This window comes from Micromonospora sp. NPDC004551 (assembly GCF_040609975.1).
Taxonomy (GTDB): domain Bacteria; phylum Actinomycetota; class Actinomycetes; order Mycobacteriales; family Micromonosporaceae; genus Micromonospora.
The window spans coordinates 209,607-228,368 of the sequence record NZ_JBEXLM010000005.1; the positions used below are offsets into that span (position 1 = coordinate 209,607).

Genomic DNA, 18,762 nt, shown 5'->3' on the forward strand with positions numbered 1-18,762 from the left:
CATCAACTCAATATGACCTCGCCAGCGCGGACGGCACGCATGGCGCGCTCGACGGTCTCTTGGTTCTCGCCGACCGGAGCGACATAGCCGACGACGTCGCGCGCGGCTGCTTCCCCGAGCGTGCGGGTGATCACCCACGCGGCGAGATACTGGGACGCCAGGCAGCCGCCGGCCGTGGCGACGTTTCCCTCGGCGTGGAACGGCGCGTCCAGCACGGTGATGTCGAAGGCTTCGACGAACGGTCGGCTCTTCATGTCCGTGCAGGCGGCCATGCCAGGGAGCAACCCGAGCCGGGCGAGCACCAGCGCGCCCGAGCACTGCGCGCCGATCAGCTGTCGGGATGGTGCGAGCGGAAGCCTGGACAGCATTCGGTCATCGGCGATCACGTCGCGCGCCTTCACCCCACTGCCGATCAGCACCACGTCGGCTTCGGTCACGAACTCCATGGGCCGTTGCCCGCTCACCTCGACGCCGTTCATCGACGTGACCGTCGGCGTTGGCGTCGTGATGTAGGCCGCCAACCCGTCCTGACGGCACCGGTTGATCAATGCGGCTGCGATGAAGCTGTCGAGCTCGTTGAACCCGTCGAAGGTGACCACGGCTACCTGCATCACATATCCCCTGAGTACGGCATCAGCTCGCCACTCTCCCTGACCGGCCGTTCCGGGTCGAGGGCCAATCAGTGGCCAGCGGTATGCCAACCGCCGCTGCTGATCAGGACCCCGATTCAGCACAGGTCGGCTGCTGGACTGGAGGTCGTTGGCGGTGGGCGTGGGCCGCCGGTTATGGGACGTCGGGGTCGTTTCCGTCCGTCACCGGCCGGCTCGTTTTCAGGTGATGTGCCGCAAGCGGTGCCGAGGAACGCCCGCGGCTGCGAGCAACTCCGCGAGGGATGCCGAGGAGTGATCGAGGAAGACAGTTACCTGGTGGTCGTCGCCCAGGTGACAAGCGGCCGCCAGAGTGCCGAGGTTGATCGGGTCGAGGTCATCGACGTCGGCCAGGTCCAGGACCAGACGCAAGGGCCGCGTGTGCCGGATGGCCCTGACCAGTGCGCGGCGCAACCCGGTGGCGTCTGCGGCGTCGAGGACGCCGTAGGGATGGATGACGAGGGTGCCGTCGGGTGCGGTGTTGACGTCGACCGTGGTAGCGGTCATCGGGTTACCTTCCGTTACCCGGTGTTTCTTCAAGCCGTCAGGTTAGGTCTTTGCTGCGGCAGAGTCGATGAATCCCACGAAAGTTCACCTGGTCACGTCCAGGTCCCGACTGCGGGACCTCAGAAGCGCCGGCCAGCGGCCCGCCGGGGCGGCAGCCGGAATCAGACTCCCTGCCCAGCAGGGAAGGAAAGCCACTCGAATGGCCGACCGAACGTGAATCGCTCGCCATTCGCAAGGCGCATAGGCGCAGTCAACACCAGTCCGCTGGGTCAGGCGATCCACTGTCGCGGGGGCGGCTTGTTGACAGAGTGAGGTCGTGCGGAGCTTCGGTCGACTCCACCTGGCCCGGGGAGAGGGAAGTGTTACTCGGCTGGAGCTGTTCCTGGACCTGATCTTCGTGTTCGCGTTTCTGAACGTCACGGGTGTGACTGCCGAGCAGCTCAACCCGGCCGGTCTTCCCCGAGGTCTGCTGCTGCTCGTGCTGTTGTGGGGCTGTTGGGCGCCGTACGCGTGGCTCGGCAACATCCTGCGGCTGGACCGGGGCATCATGCCGGTGTTCATGTTCGGACTCAGCGCGACGCTGTTCGTGATGGGTCTGACAGCCCGGGAGGCCTTCGTCGACCGCCCTGGCGGGCTCTCCGGTCCGGTGGTGTTCGCGATCTGCTACATCATCGCCCGCAGCGGCGCCCTCGTGTTCGCGATCGCCGCGGGCGTGGCGCAACCGGGCACCGGCCAGCGGCTGTGGAAGGCCGGGCCGATGATCGTCGCCGGTGAGCTGGCGTTGCTGGCTGCCGCACTCGTGCCGCCGTATGAACACAGTGAGCAGGCGTTCGCAGACGGCGCCGTGACCCATGAATGGATCCGGTTCACCCTGGTCGCTGCCGCGATCATCGCCGGGTACGCCGGTACCTTTCTGCTGGGTGCCGGGACCTGGCATATCCGATCCATCCGTTACTGGGCGGAACGGCACAGCCTGATCATCCTGATCGGTGTTGGCGAGGCGATCATTTCAGTCGGGCTGGGTCAGGGTGTGGCCGTGGCGCATCCGCTCACCCTGGAGGTGCTGGCTGGCGCGCTGCTCGGCGTCCTGCTTGCCGGGCTGCTGTGGTGGACCTACTTCGACGTTGCCCGGTACGCCGCGGAGATGGCGCTCGAACGGGTGTCGGAGGCCCGCCGGGCGCTGCTTGGCCGTGACGCGTACAGCTTCCTGCACCTGCCGATGATGGCCGGGCTGATCCTGGTCGCTCTCGGCATCCACCACACATTGTCCGAGCAGCGTGTACCGACGGAGGCGTCGGCCGCGATCCGGCTACTGGTGCTCTACGGCGGGGTGATCCTCTACCTCATCGGTCTGGTCCTGTTCGAGGTACGCACACTGCGCCTGCTCGGTCGATCACCCATCCTGGGGATCCTCCTGGTGGGGTCCCTGGCGTCGGTCGCTCCTCACGTGCCGGTGCTGGCCCAACTGGCGCTGTTGACGGCGGCGGTGGCTGCCATGGCGCTGGCCGACGCCACTGTCTTCCGGCGCCGCCATCGTCGGCTGCACGCCGAAATACAACCCGTCCTGAAGCAGTCCGGGGTGACGCCGAAGGAGCTCTTCTTCGACCTGGTCTACGTGTACGCGTTTCTGCAGGTCGCCGCCATAATGGCGGACGACCCGACCTGGCGCGGCGTGGTGCGAGGGCTGCTGGTGCTCACCGTTCTCTGGGTTGCCTGGTGCGCCTACACCTGGCTGGGCATCGCGGTCCGCTCAGAGCACCCGGTGGTGCGCCTGGTGCTGGTGCTCGTCGTCACGCTCACCGCGTTGATCACCCTGGCCAGCCCGGAGGCGTTCAGCACCGACGGCACCGGCCTGCCCGGGCCGCTGATCTTCGTGGCCTGCTACGCGCTGATCCGGCTGCTGTTCCTCGTCGCGTTCTGGTTCAACCTCCGACAAGACCGAACGCAGCGGGCCGCAGTGATGCGCAGCGCCGTGCCGACCCTGCTGGCGCTGGCCATCCTGTTCGCCGCCGCGTTGATGCCGCAGTCAGTCGGCGATATTCGGCTGCTGACCCCCGCGCACGCCGGGCTCTGGATCCTCGCCATCGCCGTCGACCTGGTCGGCAACCGGCTCGCCGGAGCCCGCCACTCGTGGACCTGGTCCGCCGAGCACTGGGCCGACCGGTACAGCCTCATCATCATCATCGCCCTTGGCCAGGCGGTCATCTCCATGGGCATCGCCGTGGTCTACACGCCGATCTCCGCGCGGATCATCGTCGCCGCCGCACTCGGCGCGGCCCTGCTCGCCGCACTCTGGTGGATCTACTTCAGCACGACCGCCATCTATGGTGGGCGGGTGCTGGCGGCAAGCGGCATGGACCGGCGGGCGGCACTGGCTCAGGACGCGTACGCGCTGCTGCACCTGCCGATGATCGCCGGCATCGTGCTCGTCTCGCTCGGGCTCGGCAAAACGATGTCCGTGCTGGGCAACCGGGGCCTGTTCGAACTCGGCGTCCCGCTGTACCCGCTTGCGCACCTCGCCCTCTTCGGCGGGGTGATCATTTATTTGCTGGCGGACCACGCGATCCGCTGGCGGTTGACCCGCCGTGCCCACCCACAACGGATGGTCGAAACCGTGGTGGTCATCGCGGTGGCGCTCGCCACCGTTCACGTACCGGTGCTGGCCGCGCTCGCCGCTCTGACCGCAGTCTGCTTGGGGTTCCTGACGATTGAAGTGAGACGCCGAGGTCTGATGGCTCGACAGGACCAGTGAGGGAAGTGCCGGCTGCAGCGGGTTGACGTTTCGCAGCCGTGGCCCGGTTCGGGGCTGCAGGGACTGCCCCGTGGTGGGCCGGAGCCGGGCTGGACCCGGCCCACCACGGAGCACGTCAGGCGGCGTCGGCCTGCACGCCCGGTCGGCCGTTCTCGACCACGAAGCTCGCCCGGGTGGACACCGGGGCGTCCGGCTCGGTCACGTACGGCACGACGCGGTAGTCGGTGCGCCATAGTTGCTGGTCGAATTGCCAGGGGGCGGAAGCACGCCGCCAAGCTAACAATACGTACGTACGGTTTGCAATGCCGAGTTACCCCTCCGGCTCGCCGAGTTGCAGCCCCTCCCCCTGCCGACCCAACTTGTAGCTTAATAATCTCAAGTTCCACCTCTATATTTCTCAACAGGTTCAAGGTACAAATTAATCAGAGCAAGCCGAGGAGCGAGGGAGTCGACGTGGACTGGCAGGAACTGACCGACCTCACGCAAGGGCAGCCGTTCACGGTCGAGCGGGTTCGTCTCGCCGACAACGGCGTGGTGATCGAGGGCCAGTTCGAGCCGCCGCAGCTGGCTCAGCTCAGCGTGAGCGACCAGGTCTTCGTGGCCGCGTTCGTCCGCTCGCACGGTTCGATCAAGGAGATGGAGCGGATCTTCGGGGTGAGCTACCCGACGATCAAATCCCGGCTCAACCGGATCGCCGAGCACCTCGACTTCGCGGAGCACCTCGACACCGCGGACGACGCCGGCACCGACCGGGCGGCCGGCGCCGACGTCGTCGACCGCCTCCAGCGCGGCGAGATCACCGTTCAGGAGGCACTGGCCGAGCTGGAGCGTTCCCGGTGATCCCGCAGCTGGTGACCGTCCGTCACCGCCGTCACGACGGCAGTTGGCTACGGCTGCACGTCCCGGTCCTGCCCGTCCTGCTGCTGCTGTCACCGCTGCTGATCCTCGCCCTGCTGGCCGGCCTGATCGCCTGCCACGTCAACCGAATCAGCCCGCTGGGCGCCCTCCGTGGCCTCGGGCGCCTGCTGTGGGCGCTGCCCGGCACCCACATCGACATCGACGACGGCGCGACCGCCATGCAGGTCCACGTCAGGTGAATCACCACGAGAAGGAGCACCCCATGAACGAGCAGCGCCGCCAGATCCTCGAGATGCTCGCCGCCGGCAAGATCACCGCGGACGAGGCCGAGCGACTCATCGATGCGCTCGGACGCGAGCAGGCCGAGCCGCCGCTGGACGCCGCCACCCGCCCCAGATCGCGGCCGAAGTACCTGCGCGTGCTGGTGAGCTCGGAGGACAACATCGGCGGCGACGGGCCGAGCCGGATCAACGTCCGGATCCCGCTCCAGTTGCTGCGCGCCGGCGTCAAGCTCACGAGCCTCATCCCTCCGCAGGCCCTTGACAAGGCCAACGCCGGGCTGGCGCGGTCCGGGATGCCGATCGACCTCACCCAGCTCAAGCCGCAGCAGCTCGAGGAGCTCATCGAGCAGCTCGACGACCTCACCGTCGACGTCGACGACGCCGGCGCGAAGGTTCAGGTGTTCTGTGAGTGACAACCCGGCGATCCGGATCGGCGGATTGCGGAAGTCCTATCAGGATCTGCAGGTGCTCAAGGGCGTCGACTTCGAGGTGGCGCCGGGGAGCATCTTCGCGCTGCTCGGCTCCAACGGCGCCGGCAAGACCACGATCGTGCGGATCCTCGCCACCCTGCTCAAGCCCGACGGCGGCACGGCCACCGTCAACGGGTTCGACGTGGTTGCGAAGCCGGCGCGGGTACGCGAGTCGATCAGTCTGACCGGGCAGTTCGCCGCGGTCGATGAGATCCTCACCGGCCGGGAGAATTTGCTCATGATCGCCAGGCTGCGGAAGGTGGACGGCCCCCGCCGGGTCGCCGACGACCTGCTCACCCGCTTCGGTCTGGCCGACGCGGCCGGGCGTCGGGTCGCGACCTACTCCGGCGGCATGCGCCGGCGCCTCGACATCGCCATGAGCCTGATCGGCGACCCACCGGTGATCTTCCTCGACGAGCCCACCACCGGGCTCGACCCGGAGGCCCGCATCGAGGTGTGGCAGGTGATCCAGAACCTCGCGCACAGCGGCACCACGGTCCTGCTGACCACTCAGTACCTGGAGGAGGCCGAGAAGCTCGCCGACCGGATCGCGATCCTGCACGAGGGCAGGATCATCGTCTCCGGCACCCTGGCCGACCTCAGGAAACTGCTCCCACCCGCACAGGTGGAGTACGTGGAACGCCAGCCCACGCTGGAGGAGATCTTCCTGGCCACCGTCGGAAACAAGCAGGTGCAGTGATGACCACACACGCTCTCAGCGACACCGGAGTGATGCTCTGGCGCTCCGTGCGTCACGTGACCCGCAGCGTCGACACCATCATCACGGTCACGATCATGCCGATCGCGTTCCTGTTGCTGTTCCGCTACGTCTTCGGTGGTGCCATCCAGGCCGGCACCGACAACTACGTGAACTACCTGATGCCCGGCGTCCTGCTCATCGCCATTGCCAGCGGCATCTCGTACACCGCCTACCGCCTCTTCGGGGACCTGCAGCGCGGCATCTTCGAACGGTTCCACTCGATGCCGATCGCGCGCTCGTCCGTGCTGTGGGGGCACGTGCTGACCTCGCTGGTGTCCAACGCGATCTCGGTGGTCATCATCATGCTGGCCGGGCTGATCATCGGATTCCGCTCGTCGGCGGGGGTGCTGGCCTGGCTCGCCGTGGCCGGCATTCTCGCCCTGTTCACGCTCGCGCTGACGTGGGTCGCGGTGATCGCGGGACTCTCCGCGTCCTCGCCCGACGGCGCGTCCGCCTTCTCGTACCCGATCGTCTTCCTGCCGTTCGTCAGCTCGGCGTTCGTCCCCACCGACACCATGCCCGGACCGGTGCGGGCCTTCGCCGAGAACCAGCCGGTCACCTCGATCGTCAACACCATCCGGGCTCTGCTCGACCAGCAGCCGGTCGGCAACGACATCTGGACCGCCCTCGCCTGGTGCGCCGGCATCCTGATCGTCGCCTACGCCTTCGCCATGCGCGCCTACCGGCGGAAGATCGCCTGACCACCAGGGTAGCGGCTCGCTCGGTCAACGCCCACCGCTCGCCCGACAAGTCCGACCGGTACCTGCGCGATGAGCTGGACGGCGAGAAGAGGACTCCTCCTCTCGCCGTCCGGCTCATCGCCGGATGAGACCGAGGTCGGTGGCGGTGGCGACCGCTGACGTACGCGAATCGACATCGAGCTTGGTGTAGATGCGGGCCAGGTGGGATTTGACCGTGCCCTCGGTCAGGTGCAGGCGGGCGCCGATCGCCTGGTTCGACAGGCCTTCCGCGACCAGGGTGAGAACTTCGGTTTCGCGGCGGGTAAGCGTGGTGGCGGGTTGCCGCATGCGCTGCAGGAGGCGGTCGGCGACCACCGGGGCCAGGGCGCTGCGCCCGGCGGCGGCGGTGCGCACGGCGGCGGCCAGGTCTTCCGGTGGCGCGTCTTTGAGCAGGTAGCCGGTGGCGCCGGCGGCGATGGCGGGCAGGGTGTCGGCGTCGGTGTCGTAGGTGGTGACGATGACCACGCGGGGCGCGTCCGGGCGAGCGGTGATCGCGGCGGTGGCTTCGGCACCGGTCATGCCGCCTTTGAACTGCAGATCCATCAGGACGACGTCGACATCGCCCTCCTGGGCCCGGGCGACGGCCTGTTCGGCGCTGGCAACCTCGGCCACCACCGCGAGATCCGGCTCGGTCTCCAGTACGGCGCGCAGCCCGGCTCGCACTACCGGATGGTCGTCGGCGATCAGCAGGCGGATCGTCGCGCCGGTCATGGCCGTACCCCCGTGCGGGTGGGAACCTGCACGGCCAGGGCGGTGCCGGCGCCCGCAGCGGCCTCGATGGTGAGGGTGCCGCCGAGTGCCTGGGCGCGGGCGCGCATGGCCGTGAGCCCGTATCCCCCGCTGCCCGGCTCGGTAGCGGTGGTCTGGGTGGGGTCGAAGCCCGTGCCGTCGTCGACGACGTCCAGGGCGACCTGGTCGCCGAGATAGCTGAGCGTGACGTCCACGGTGGCGGCGTCTGCGTGCCGTACGACGTTGGCCAGGGCGGACTGCGCGATGCGCAGCAGGGCGATCTCGGTCGCGGTGGGCAGGGGCACCGGCTCTCCGGTCTGGTGGAAGTGGGCGGTGACCCGGTGCCGTCCGGTCGTGGTGGTGCACAGCTGTTCGAGGGCTTCGGCGAGGCCGGCGTTGGCGAGGGCGGGTGGACTGAGCGCGGCGACGAAGCGGCGGGCCTCGGCGAGGTTGTCGACCGCAGCTTGCCGGGCCTGGGCGACGTGGCGGGCGGCTATTTGGGCGGTGTCGGGCAGGGCGCGTTCGGCGGCCCGCAGCAGCAGTTGGATGCTGGACAGCCCCTGGGCGAGGGTGTCGTGGATTTCCCGGGCCAGGCGTTCCCGCTCGGCCAGCATCCCCGCGGTGTGCTGTGCCGCGGCCAGGCCCGCGCGGGTGGCGGTGAGTTCCTCGATCAGCTGCCGGCGCCGCTCGCTCTCCCGGTACAGGGCTTGATAGCCCCGGACGACGGTGATCGCCACGGCCGCGCCGAGCGTCGGCCCGACCGCGATGGCCAGGGTGAGCGTTCCAGCGTGGGCCGCGAAACCGGTGATCGCCGCGACGGCGGTGGCGAGCACCGCGACGACGCCGGCTCGGCGCGGCAGCAGGTGTAGCTGCAGGAAGTACAGCGGGAAGGCCAGCCACACACCGTCAGCGGAGACCGCGAGGAACACCAACCAGACCGTGCTGACGGCGGCGAGCCACACGCGAGCCGCCCGGCGGGACGTGCGGACAGGCGCTACCAGCAGTCCCCCGGCATAGGTCAGCGCGAGGCAGGCAGCGACCGCGACCACCAGCCAGGCGTGCGCGCCTCCACCGGCCACCGCCCGGCCGGCCGCCAGCACCAGCAGTCCCGCGACCAGCAGGTGCAGGAACCACAGCACGCCGCGGGCGGTTCGCGGCAGGCGGGACGCGGTGACAGACATGATCCCTTCAGCGTACGGAGGGCCACGCCCGAGCCGCCTCTATCGGAAGATGTAACCCCCAACCCGTCCTGCGTCAGATGTCCGGCCCGCCTGCCTGCGGGGACCGTGGATGTCGCCACCACCACGCCGAAGGAAGGGCGGGACATCACCGTGTTCGTCGCATGGCGCGACCTGAGGTTCGCCAGGGGCCGCTTCGCCCTCATGGGGGCCGTCATCGTTCTGATCACCCTGCTCGTCGGGCTGTTGTCCGGGCTGACGGCCGGGCTCGGACAGCAGAACGTCTCCGCGGTCACCGGCCTGCCGGCCGACCGGATCGCGTTCAACGCCCCCGGCCGGGGGCAGGACCTGTCGTACGCCAACTCCACCGTCACCGAGCAGCAATGGCAGCAGTGGGCCCACACTCCCGGTGTCACGAGCGCGGAACCGCTCGGGATCAGCACCACCCGGGCCACGGCCGGCACCACGAGCGCCGCGGTGTCCGTGTTCGGGGTGCAACGCGGATCCTCGCTCACCCCCGCGAGTGACCGGATCGACGACCGGTCCGTGGTGTTGTCCACCACCGCCGCCGACGATCTGGGAGTCGGCGACGGCGACACCCTCACCCTGGCCGGTCAGGCGTTGACGGTCGCCGCCGTCTCCGGCGATGCGTCTTTCAGCCACACCCCGGTCGTCTGGGCAAGCCTCGGCACCTGGCACCGGACCACACCACCCACCGAGTCCGACCGTGCGGCCGCGACCGTGATCGCCCTGACCACCACCGGCGCTGACATCGACGCCGCCGACCGGGCGGCCGGCACCCGGACCGTCACCCGCGACGACTCGCTGGCCGCGATCGGTTCCTACACCTCGGAGAACGGTTCCCTGCAACTGATGCGCGGCTTCCTGTTCGCCATCTCCGCCCTGGTCATCGGCGCCTTCTTCACGGTCTGGACGATCCAGCGCAGCGGTGACGTCGCCGTCCTGAAAGCCCTCGGCGCCTCCACCACCGGCCTGCTGCGCGACGCCCTCGGCCAAGCCGCCGTCCTGCTCACCGCCGGCACCCTGACCGGCACGGCCCTCGCCGCTGCGGCCGGCGCCCTGGTCGCCGGCACCGCCGTGCCGTTCCTGCTCAGCCCGGCCACCATGCTCGTGCCCGCCAGCATCATGATCCTGCTCGGCGTGCTCGGCGCGGGCCTGTCCATCCGCCGCATCACCTCCGTCGACCCGCTGACCGCCCTGGGGAGCGCCCGATGAGCCTGCATCTGACCGACGTCACCCTCACCTTCCCCGACGGCGACACCCGGCTCACCGCCCTCGACCACGTCAGCCTCGACGTGCCACGGGGCGACCTCACCGCCGTCGTGGGCCCATCCGGCTCCGGCAAGTCCAGCCTGCTCGCCGTCGCCGCCACCCTCATCGCCCCGGACAGCGGCACCGTCACCATCGACGGCACCACCGTCACCGGCCTCAGCCGCGGCGACCAGGCCACGCTGCGCCGCCGTCACATCGGCATCGTCTTCCAGCAGCCCAACCTGCTGCCCTCACTCACCGCCGCCGAACAGCTGCAGGTCATGGCCGAGATCGACGGCCGCCGGACCGCTACCGCACGTCGGCGCGCCCTGGAGTTGCTCGACGCCGTGGGCATGGCCGCTCACCACGATCGCCGTCCGCACCAGCTCTCCGGCGGCCAGCGCCAGCGCGTCAACATCGCCCGCGCCCTCATGAACGACCCCACCGTCCTGCTGATCGACGAACCCACCAGCGCCCTCGATCAGGAACGGGGCGCCGCGATCATCGACCTGATCACCCGGCTCACCCACCAGCGAGCCACCGCTACCGTCCTGGTCACGCACGACCGCACCCACCTCGCCGCCGCCGACCAGATCACCGAGGTCCACGACGGCCGCCTCCGTGCCGTCCAAGGACAGTCATGAGGGGCACCGACCTGGCCTGCCGTGGATGATCGTGTCCACTGCCGGCACCTGGGCCGGGGACACCACCCCGGCACATCGCATGCGTGGTGTGCAGATCAGTCGAGGCCGAGACCGCGGCGACCGATCTTGTTGAGGTCCTCGATGCGGAAGCGGTTGGGCCAGTGCCGCTCGTAGTGCTCGGCCGGGAAGTCGCTCGGGCTCGACCCGGTACGGAACGCCTCTCGTACCGTCGCCGCGTACTGCTCGTTCCGCGGGCACCAGGGCGCGGCGGGGATGTACATGACGTTGCCCCAGCCCTTCTGGTTCTCTACGGGGGCCACGCTGTGGATCATGTCGCAGTGCCACCAGACGGAGTCGCCGGCCTTGACGTCGGGGATGCCGGCGAGGGCCTTCATGAGCGGGGCATGCCACTTGTGGCCGGCCGGGAACACCTGGTTGACGGTGACGCCGCACATGTCGTCGTCGGGCACGTCGCTCAGCAGCGGGCGCAGCATCAGGTAGGCCATCGCCTCGGGGATGGGCACGGTGTGCAGGACGCCCTGGTCGTGATCCATGTCGGAGAGGGCGGTCCAGCCCTGGAAGGTGCGGAAGGCCGAGCACATGGTCGAGCCGGGGTACTGCGGTCCGGCGGTGCGGTAGGCCGCGTCCCACGGGTCGTACTGCTCGACGCTGCCGTCGAACAGGTGCCGGAACGCCTTCTGGTAGGCCTGGGTCATCCACAGGTCGAGGGTGCCGGGGTCGAGGTGGGTGCCGAGGCCGGCGGAGTCGGCGCCCTCGGGGCGGCGGCGGATGCGATCGGGGTAGAGCGAGTCGCGGTGGGGGTCGAACCACTGCACGCCGTCGGACTCGTGCTTCCATTGGCCGTTGAGGAACGCCTGGACGGTGGCCATGCGCTCGCTCTGCCGGGCCTGCATCTGCGCGGGCGACCAGTAGATCGGGTAGATCTCGGGCTTGGAGCCGACGCTGCCGAAGAAGTCGTCGCCGGGGCCGCGGTAGTTCTGGAAGAAGCTGTTGCTCTCGACGTAGTCGACGATGTCCCGGTCCCAGGCCAGGGCCTGATCGCGGTCGAAGTGGCCGCGCACGACCAGGCAGCCGCGGCGGCGCACCAGGGCGACCTGCTCCTTTGGCACGGTGCCGGCGGCGATGTCGGTGTACTCGATGACCGGCCAGATCGCCTCGCCCCGGCGGCGGGCCGAGGAGATGTCGTCGACCGCGGCCTGGACGCGCTGTTCGACGACCGCGAAGACCTCCTCGACCGTCCGGCCGGAGGCGGCGATCCGCTCCCGCAGTGCCTTCTTGATCTCGCGGGTCGCAGCCTTGAGGTCGGTCGGTGTCTCCTCCCAGTGCGGCAGCGCGGCAGTCGTCGACACGGCAGCTCCTTTCAAGTCAGCCTCACTTACTTGAACGGACTGTAGGCGCTCTCCTCGATTCAAGGCAAGGGCCCTGACTAGAATCGGGGCGTGGAAGCCGCCAAGCCGTCAGTGGATCTGGTCCGGTCGCTGACCGACGAGCACGTCCTGCGGGCGCTGATGCACCACCGCCGCCTCACGCGAGCCGAACTCGCCGTCGAGATCGGCATCTCCAAACCGACCGCCGGCGAGAGCGTGCGCCGGCTGACCGAGCGCGGCCTGGTGGCCGACACCGGGGAACGCACGCCGGGCGGGCGCGGCCGTGGCCGGGTGGGTTCGTACTACGCGCTGTCACCGACGGTGGGGGTGGCGTTGGCGGTCACCATCGCCCCGGAGGGCGTGGTGACGGAGTGCGTGGACGTCTACGGCGACACCGTGGCCCGCGCGGTCCATCCGATCGACCGGCCTGCCCGTCCGAGCCAGGTCTCGTCGGCGTTGCGGGCCGCGGCCGCGCAAGCCGGCGCCGCCGCCGGGCGGCCGGCCCGCCTGGCCGTCGTCGGCGCGGCCGACCCGGTGGACCGCGCCACCGGCCGGCTCGTGCAACTGCCGGACGCACCCTTCCTGATCGGCGAGCTGGACCCGGTCGCCGTCCTCGAGCCCTACGCCGACGGACCGGTCGTGGTCGACAACGACGTGAACTGGGCGGCCCTGGCGGAGCGCGACAGTGTCGGCGCCGAGCAGCTACACGACTTCGCCTACCTCTATCTGGGCGAGGGCCTCGGATGTGCGATCGTCAACGACGGCCGGGTCCGGCGTGGGCGCACCGGCCTGACCGGCGAGATCGCCCATGTCGTGACCGCCGGGCCAGGCGGCCGGGCGGTCCGGTTCATCGAGCTGTTCGAAGAGCTGGGTCTGCGCCGCGACGGATCCACGGCGATCGACACCGGGCGGCTGCTCGACAGCTCGGCAGCCACGCACGCGGCCATCGGCACGGCCGTCAGCGGTGTCGTCGCCGCCGTGGTCGCCCTCGCCGACCCGCAGGAGGTCGTCGTCGGCGGCTCGTGGGGCCCGGCGCTGGTCGAGAACATTCGCGCGGCGACGGAATTGATGCCGCGCCAGGTTTCCGTCCGATCTGCCGGGCTGACCGGCGAGCCGGTCCTGGCCGGAGTGCGAGCGGAGGCTGTGCGGCGCTTGCGGTCATCGGTCACCGCCAGCTGACGCCGCCCCAGGCAGGAACTGATGGCAGGGCCACATCCGCTAGAGCGTCCTAGGAGGATAGGTTCTTCCGGTCTGGGCGCGGACCCTCGCGTACCGCCAGGCATGCCTTCAGTAGCCGACGACACCGGACTACCTCGCGCGGCCGGCGCGGACTTCACTTCCGAGGGCCAGACCGGGACGATCACGCCGAAGAACTCAGGCGCCGAGCCGACGAACTAGACAGGTCCTCCCCACGCTGACCTTCGCCGGCACACGGTGTCGATCGCGTGTACGCCGATCCGGCTACGCCGGGGTGGCTGCCGGACTTTCCTCGGCCGGGAGGCTGTCCATGAAGGAGCTGACCGAGAAGACCGCGTTGCCGGCCCCGGGCGGGCCGTAGCCCGGCGGGCTGGACAGCCCGTTCGCTTCCATCGTCGCCCGGTAGACCTCCAGCAGGCGGATGTGGTACTCCAGCGGGGCGCCCTGCGGGTTGGTGCGGCCCAGCGGCGTCGTCGGCTCCGGGCACCACGTGGTGAACCGCGGGGTGATACCGCGGGACATGAAATACTCCAGGCCCTCGGCGGTCGAATCGATCGCCTCATCGACCGTCGCGAACCCATACGGCGCGGCCATCTCCACCCCGGCGACGAAGTTCGGAATCACGTTGCGCGGCCCGAAGACGTCGGCGGAGTCGAGGATCCGGCGATGCCACTCCTCGCGTCCCACGTACCGCTCCTTGCCCGGGCAGTACAGCTCGAAGAGCCGCTTGTCCCACACCTCGTAGTTCGGGTGGTAGATGCGAATGCCGTAGTCGTGGAAGCGCTGCACATCGGCCTTCGGTAGCGCCTGGGCGACGACCTTGCCGATCCACCGGCCCGGGAACCGCTCCTCGATGGCCTTGGCGTAGCGGCCGTAGAAGTCCGCCTCGGCCAGCCCGTCGACCTTCGAGGTCACGCTGCCGCCGGTGAGGGTGTACGCGCGCGAGGCCCCGGCCGTGTCGTACCGGTCGATGATCTCCATCGCCTCCAGCACCTCGTCGACCGGCTTGACCCCGGTGTACGGCCGGCCGGCCGCCTTGTGCTGGCGCCAGTTGTGGTTGATGTCGCAGTACTGGCACTCCTCCTTGGCGCCGAAGTACTGACACACCCGGAACACGGTCAGGTAGACCAGGTAACCCCATTGAATCGTCGGCGCGACCTCCATGACCGACTTGCCGTTGGCGAGGCGGTGCCGGTAGTACTCCGGCATCGGTGGCAGACCGACGTACGCGATCGGCCGGTCGTCCAGGAACAGCTGCAGGGCGCCGCTCCCGTCGTCCTTCACCCGGTACGGCGAGTCGGGATTGACGCGCACCGACACGACGGTGCGCCGCAGCCCGTACGGGCCGCCGGTGAGCACGATCTCCTCCGGTGGCCGGCGCAGAGCCGCCGTGCCCAGCTCCGGCAGGGTCCGGTGGTCGAAGGAGAAGATGAAGTACGACTTGGGCTTGACGTCGCCGGTCTCGTTGTCGGTCAGCGCCGAGTCGTCGAAGGCCATGCCGCCACGCAGCAGGTCCTCCTTGATGACCGCCTCCGGCGGGATGTGCGGGAACCGCCCCATCAGGTCCTCGATGAGATCCGTGCGGGTCTGCATGCGCGCTCCCCCAGTCCGTCGTGACGACGCCGCCGCGAACGGCATCAACCAGGTCAGCGGCCGCGAGCGTCGTTGTGCTCCGCCGACGCTACCTGGTCCCACTCGGCGAGTGAGGGTGACCTCCGCCGCTCACCGACAGACCGTCTCCGGGTGCCGCCTGTCGGCCTGGCGGCGGGAACCGAGGGCGAAGGCTACGCCGCCCACTGCGGCCGCCACGCCGCAGAGGAGCAGCGTGCTCCGATAGCCGACGTGCTCCACTGCCACGCCGGTCAGGATCCCGGAGACCAGGAGGCCGGCCGTGGACGCGTTGGCGAAGAGCGTGGTAGCGCGGCCGGTCGCCGGGGCGAGGAGGTCCTGGAAGTAGCGGATGCCGGCGGCGCCGACGATCGCAATTCCCACGCCACGGAGGACCTGCCCGATCACGAGCATCAGCAGGTCCGACGACACGACCGTCAGGGCGTAGTAGCAGACGAAGAAGCCGAAGCCGCTGAGGATCACGGCACGCTGGCTGAACCGGGCGGGCACGACTGCCAGCCCCAGCGTGGCCACCACCTCGACCGCGGCGCACACGCTGAAGAGCAGACCGACGGACGCGGGTTGCTGATGCAGGGCACGCGTGACGAACAACGGCAGTGCCACACCGCCTGCGAACATCGCGGTGAAGAACAGGGTGACGCCCATGGTGAGCAGGACAGGGGTACCGCCCGGCGACGCGCCCGCTGCCACGACCGGCCCGGGCCGCGGCACGACGAGAACGGTCAGCGCCGAAGCGAGGAACACCCCGGCAGCCGTCCACATCAGCCAGGAATAACCGCCCTGCGACAACACGAGCGCCCCCAGTAGCGGCCCGCCGGCCCACGCCAGGGACCAGGCCGAGCGCAGCAGCGGCGCGGAACGCTGCCCGGCGGCACCCTCGCCCAGCACGGAGCGGGCCAGGGCGAACAACTGCGGAAAGGCGGCCCCCAGCGCCCCGAGCATTGTCGCCGCCATCAGGAGCAGCACCGGGAAGCTCGAAACCCGCGGCAGCAGCAGATAGCCCGCCGAGCCCACCAGGATCACGCCGATCGCGTACGTGCGCGCGGGCCGGCGGTCGAACAGCCGGCCCAGCCACCAGCCGGTCGTGATGCCGCCGATCGCGAACACCGAGGCCCACTCGCCGATCTGCAGCGGCGTCAGTCCCGCCACATCGGCGCCGAAGAGCACGATGTAGGAGTTGACCATCGAGTCCGCGATGCCGAGCAGGAGGACGGCGGCGAAGAGCGCGACAGTCGGCACATGATCTTCGTACCGGTCGGACTCTTCCGGCGACATCGATTAACTCACGGCGGCGGCGGTCGTCCCCGCGAGCCTGCCGTCGCTGCAGCTCCTAGGCGCCCCACTCCCTGCGCACCGGAGGTGGTGGCGGCTCCTCGTGTGGGGGATCTGTGTCCACGGTCTCGACCAGGTCCTTGGCCGGCGTGACTCGGGCGGGTAGCTCGCCGAACCTGACGTGCCGCAGGCGGGCGAACTCTTCGTCCGTTGACCGTTCGGTGTGTCCCAGATCCTCAGCCATCGCCGATCTCCCTCGTCGGGTTCCATTGTTCCTCGCTGAGGCGATCTTGGCGCTGGTGGCGGCCCGTCGAGGTCGCGGCGTTATCGCCCGGACGAACACACGAAGGACACGACTGCCTTTACCGGTTCCCCGAGCCCGCTCGCAGGGAAAAAGATCATGACCCGCATATGTACTACCGTACGTATCATGCGTACGATCGTACGCATGACGAATGCAGTGAGGGCAGGGTCGAGGACGGCATCAGGTGAATGAGCCCGCCGATGCCGCCGCGGTGTCCGTTCCGCGGCGGTCACGCAGGCATGATCCCGGCCGGCGCGACCGACTGGTCGATGCCGCCCTGACCGTGATCGCCGCGCACGGTGTGGCCGGTACGACACACCGGGAGATCGCCCGCATCGCGGACGTGCCCCTGGGCTCGATGACCTACCACTTCGCGAGCCTCGACGAGATTCTCTTCGAAGCCTTCACCCGGCATGCCGAATCGGTTGCCGCAGTTTTCGATCAACGGCTGGCTGCGGCCACCGATCGCGACGAGGCGATCGAAGCGGTCATCACCCTGGTGAGCGAGGACGTGTTCGGCTCACCTCGCGACCTTGTGCTCACCGTGGAGCTGTACGCAGCGGCGGCACGCAATCCGGCCCTGCGCACCGTCACACAGGCATGGATGGAACGTAGTCGCCAGGCCCTGGAACTCCACTTCGACCCGGCCACCGCTCGCGAGGTCGACGCCCTCATCGAGGGTCTGACCCTGCACAACTGCCTGTCGACGCACCCCATGAACGCCCAGCAGATCCGCCACGCCGTCGAGCGCTACCTGCGCTGAACTGTCGGCGCCTCAGCTTCTTCGCCTCGCCCGATCCGACCCGTTCCGGAGTTTCACCGTGTCCATTTCCACCACGGCCGCGCCCGCCCGGCAGACACGCCAGGCCCGCGCCGCCGTCGCCGCGTTGTTCCTCACCAACGGCGCCGTGTTCTTCAACATCGTGCCGCGCTACCCGCAGATCAAGGCCGACCTCGGCATCAGCAACGCCGTGCTCGGCACCGCGATCGCCGGCTACTCGATCGGCGCGCTGGTGGCCGGGCTGCTCGCCGGTGCCGCCATTCGCCGGTTCCGGTCGGCTCGCGTGGCGGCGTTCGGCATCGTCGTCACCACCATCGCAACGCTGGCCATCCCGGTCGCGCCGCACTGGGCCGCGTTCGGCGGCGTGTTGTTCGTCGTTGGCGCCCTGGATGCTGTCGTCGACGTCGCACAGAACGCCCACGGCCTGCGCGTGCAGCGTCTCTACGGCCGGTCCATCCTCAACTCGCTGCACGGTGTGTGGAGCATCGGCGCCGTCATCGGCGGCCTGATGGGCTCGGCCGCCGCCGGCCTCGACATTCCCCTTGCTGTCCACCTGGGCATCTCGGCAGCGACGTGGAGCGTTGTCGCGCTGGTTGCGTACCGGTTCCTGCTGCCGGGTCCTGAGGACGCCGAACGTGAAGCCGAGGCCCAGGACCTCGCCGCTGCGGATGGCCACCCGGGCGCCCCGCCGGCCCGGCACGGTGGTTGGCGCTCGTGGGGTGGGCCCGCCGTGCGGATGCTCGCCGCGTTGAGCGCGCTGGCCGCATTCGGCGCTCTGGTCGAGGACTCCGGCGCCTCGTGGGGCGCGCTCTATCTGACCAGCCTGCACGCCAGCGCGGCCGTCGCCGGCTTGGCCGTCGTGGTCTTTCAGGTCGCGATGACGATCGGTCGCCTGGCGGGCGATCGGGTCGTTGATCGTTTCGGGCAGCGTACGGTCGCGCGCGCCGGGGCTGCGTTCGCCGCTGTCGGTATGGGTGCGGCTCTGGCCGTGCCGTCGGTGGGTACCGCGTTGGCCGGGTTCGCCTTCGCCGGGCTCGGGTTCGCCACCCTCGTGCCCGCCGCCATGCACGCCGCTGACGAACTTCCGGGGATTCCCCGCGGGACCGGCCTGACCATCGTCAGCTGGCTGCTGCGCGTCGGGTTCCTGCTGTCCCCACCGCTGGTGGGGTTCGTCGCCGACCTCGCCAGCCTGCGCGTCGGTCTGCTCACCGTGGTGGTGGCCGGCACCGCAACCTTCGTCCTCGCCCGTGTCTTCGCCAACCGATCCGCATGAAACCGATGGTGATCCGGATGCACCGCGTTCGGGCCCTCGCACCGGTCTCTCCCACCATGACGAACAACAACGCGACCGGT

The 18,762-nt window shown here is 69.5% G+C and carries 18 protein-coding genes; 11 read left to right on the top strand and 7 right to left on the bottom strand.

Going from position 1 to position 18,762, the window contains the following annotated elements:
* Nucleotides 1–2: 2 nt before the first annotated feature.
* Both ABZW14_RS09085 and ABZW14_RS09090 read right to left on the bottom strand, forming a co-directional pair.
* The gene (locus ABZW14_RS09085) at nucleotides 3–611 is read right to left on the bottom strand and encodes a DJ-1/PfpI family protein (protein ID WP_355342224.1); all 609 of its coding nucleotides are present in this window, start codon (nucleotides 609–611) and stop codon (nucleotides 3–5) included.
* Nucleotides 612–830: 219 nt separating this feature from the next.
* Nucleotides 831–1,154 carry an STAS domain-containing protein gene (locus ABZW14_RS09090; RefSeq protein ID WP_355342227.1) on the bottom strand — a complete coding sequence of 108 codons (324 nt, stop codon included), beginning with the start codon at nucleotides 1,152–1,154 and terminating at the stop codon, nucleotides 831–833.
* A gap of 316 nt (nucleotides 1,155–1,470) precedes the next feature.
* Between ABZW14_RS09090 and ABZW14_RS09095 the strand changes: the two genes are divergently transcribed.
* The 6 genes from ABZW14_RS09095 to ABZW14_RS09120 all read left to right on the top strand — a co-directional run bounded on the left by ABZW14_RS09095 (nucleotide 1,471) and on the right by ABZW14_RS09120 (nucleotide 6,976).
* The gene (locus ABZW14_RS09095; protein WP_355342230.1) at nucleotides 1,471–3,906 is read left to right on the top strand and encodes a low temperature requirement protein A; all 2,436 of its coding nucleotides are present in this window, start codon (nucleotides 1,471–1,473) and stop codon (nucleotides 3,904–3,906) included.
* Between the two features lie 453 nt (nucleotides 3,907–4,359).
* Nucleotides 4,360–4,746, top strand: a complete 387-nt coding sequence (locus ABZW14_RS09100; protein WP_355342233.1) for a DUF2089 domain-containing protein — start codon at nucleotides 4,360–4,362, stop codon at nucleotides 4,744–4,746.
* Entirely contained in the window at nucleotides 4,743–5,003 is a 261-nt protein-coding gene (locus ABZW14_RS09105) for a hypothetical protein (RefSeq protein WP_355342236.1), read from the top strand. The genes ABZW14_RS09100 and ABZW14_RS09105 overlap by 4 nt, the downstream gene beginning before the upstream one ends.
* Nucleotides 5,004–5,026: 23 nt before the next feature.
* Nucleotides 5,027–5,458, top strand: a complete 432-nt coding sequence (locus ABZW14_RS09110) for a hypothetical protein (RefSeq protein ID WP_355342239.1) — start codon at nucleotides 5,027–5,029, stop codon at nucleotides 5,456–5,458.
* Complete coding sequence (locus ABZW14_RS09115) at nucleotides 5,451–6,215, top strand: ATP-binding cassette domain-containing protein (protein WP_355342242.1); 765 nt, start codon at nucleotides 5,451–5,453, stop codon at nucleotides 6,213–6,215. Before ABZW14_RS09110 ends, ABZW14_RS09115 begins: the two co-directional genes overlap by 8 nt.
* A complete protein-coding gene (locus ABZW14_RS09120; RefSeq protein WP_355342245.1) occupies nucleotides 6,215–6,976 on the top strand; it encodes an ABC transporter permease in 762 nt (253 codons plus the stop codon). The genes ABZW14_RS09115 and ABZW14_RS09120 overlap by 1 nt, the downstream gene beginning before the upstream one ends.
* 114 nt (nucleotides 6,977–7,090) lie before the next feature.
* Here the strand turns inward: ABZW14_RS09120 and ABZW14_RS09125 are convergent, their stop codons facing one another.
* A complete protein-coding gene (locus ABZW14_RS09125) occupies nucleotides 7,091–7,726 on the bottom strand; it encodes a response regulator transcription factor (RefSeq protein ID WP_355342248.1) in 636 nt (211 codons plus the stop codon).
* Nucleotides 7,723–8,925: a sensor histidine kinase gene (locus ABZW14_RS09130; protein WP_355342251.1), complete on the bottom strand. Its 1,203-nt coding sequence runs from the start codon at nucleotides 8,923–8,925 to the stop codon at nucleotides 7,723–7,725. The genes ABZW14_RS09125 and ABZW14_RS09130 overlap by 4 nt, the downstream gene beginning before the upstream one ends.
* A gap of 105 nt (nucleotides 8,926–9,030) precedes the next feature.
* On the opposite strand from ABZW14_RS09130, the gene ABZW14_RS09135 reads away from it, so the two are divergent.
* A complete protein-coding gene (locus ABZW14_RS09135) occupies nucleotides 9,031–10,158 on the top strand; it encodes an ABC transporter permease (RefSeq protein WP_355342254.1) in 1,128 nt (375 codons plus the stop codon).
* Complete coding sequence (locus ABZW14_RS09140) at nucleotides 10,155–10,838, top strand: ABC transporter ATP-binding protein (protein ID WP_355342257.1); 684 nt, start codon at nucleotides 10,155–10,157, stop codon at nucleotides 10,836–10,838. Before ABZW14_RS09135 ends, ABZW14_RS09140 begins: the two co-directional genes overlap by 4 nt.
* 95 nt (nucleotides 10,839–10,933) lie before the next feature.
* Here the strand turns inward: ABZW14_RS09140 and ABZW14_RS09145 are convergent, their stop codons facing one another.
* Entirely contained in the window at nucleotides 10,934–12,208 is a 1,275-nt protein-coding gene (locus tag ABZW14_RS09145; RefSeq protein WP_355342260.1) for a DUF1479 domain-containing protein, read from the bottom strand.
* A gap of 90 nt (nucleotides 12,209–12,298) precedes the next feature.
* Between ABZW14_RS09145 and ABZW14_RS09150 the strand changes: the two genes are divergently transcribed.
* On the top strand, nucleotides 12,299–13,405 hold the full coding sequence (locus ABZW14_RS09150) for an ROK family transcriptional regulator (RefSeq protein WP_355342263.1): 1,107 nt from the start codon (nucleotides 12,299–12,301) through the stop codon (nucleotides 13,403–13,405).
* A 282-nt stretch (nucleotides 13,406–13,687) separates the two neighbouring features.
* Here ABZW14_RS09150 and ABZW14_RS09155 read toward each other — a convergent pair whose 3' ends face one another.
* Nucleotides 13,688–15,016: a radical SAM protein gene (locus ABZW14_RS09155; protein WP_355342266.1), complete on the bottom strand. Its 1,329-nt coding sequence runs from the start codon at nucleotides 15,014–15,016 to the stop codon at nucleotides 13,688–13,690.
* A gap of 129 nt (nucleotides 15,017–15,145) precedes the next feature.
* Nucleotides 15,146–16,327 carry an MFS transporter gene (locus ABZW14_RS09160; RefSeq protein ID WP_355342269.1) on the bottom strand — a complete coding sequence of 394 codons (1,182 nt, stop codon included), beginning with the start codon at nucleotides 16,325–16,327 and terminating at the stop codon, nucleotides 15,146–15,148.
* 485 nt (nucleotides 16,328–16,812) lie between these two features.
* Between ABZW14_RS09160 and ABZW14_RS09165 the strand changes: the two genes are divergently transcribed.
* Both ABZW14_RS09165 and ABZW14_RS09170 read left to right on the top strand, forming a co-directional pair.
* Nucleotides 16,813–17,391 (top strand): TetR family transcriptional regulator C-terminal domain-containing protein, encoded by a 579-nt coding sequence (locus ABZW14_RS09165; protein WP_355342272.1) that lies wholly within the window; start codon nucleotides 16,813–16,815, stop codon nucleotides 17,389–17,391.
* A gap of 58 nt (nucleotides 17,392–17,449) precedes the next feature.
* Nucleotides 17,450–18,682, top strand: a complete 1,233-nt coding sequence (locus ABZW14_RS09170) for an MFS transporter (protein ID WP_355342275.1) — start codon at nucleotides 17,450–17,452, stop codon at nucleotides 18,680–18,682.
* Nucleotides 18,683–18,762 lie beyond the last annotated feature (80 nt).